Source organism: Solirhodobacter olei (assembly GCF_004010155.1).
In the GTDB taxonomy this organism is placed as follows: Bacteria; Pseudomonadota; Alphaproteobacteria; order Rhodobacterales; family Rhodobacteraceae; genus Solirhodobacter; species Solirhodobacter olei.
Genome location: NZ_RRYH01000022.1, coordinates 1 through 386, shown reverse-complemented (window position 1 = coordinate 386; position 386 = coordinate 1). Strand labels below are relative to the sequence as shown.

Here is a 386-nt window from a genome sequence, read left to right as displayed (position 1 = left end):
CAGGCGGGGGCGGGCGCGCTTGCCGGGTTCTCCGACGCGGCCTATGAGGCGGCGGGGGTCGAGGTGGTGAAGACCGCCCCGGCGCTCTGGAAGGCGGCGGATGTCGTCGTCAAGGTGCGCCAGCCGGAGGAGGCCGAGGTCAAGCGGCTGCGCCACGGGCAGCTTCTGATCTCGTTCTTCTACCCGGCGCAGAACGAGCGGCTTCTGGAACTGGCCAAGGACCAGGGCGCCAATGTGATCGCCATGGACATGGTGCCGCGGATCTCTCGCGCGCAGAAGATGGATGCGCTGTCCTCGATGGCCAATATCGCGGGCTACCGCGCGGTGGTGGAGGCGGCGAATAATTTCGGGCGCTTCTTCACCGGCCAGGTGACGGCGGCGGGCAA

The 386-nt window shown here is 68.4% G+C and carries 1 pseudogene; it reads left to right on the top strand.

Going from position 1 to position 386, the window contains the following annotated elements:
- A pseudogene (locus tag EIP85_RS15650) lies at positions 1 to 386 on the top strand (Re/Si-specific NAD(P)(+) transhydrogenase subunit alpha); the annotation flags it as partial.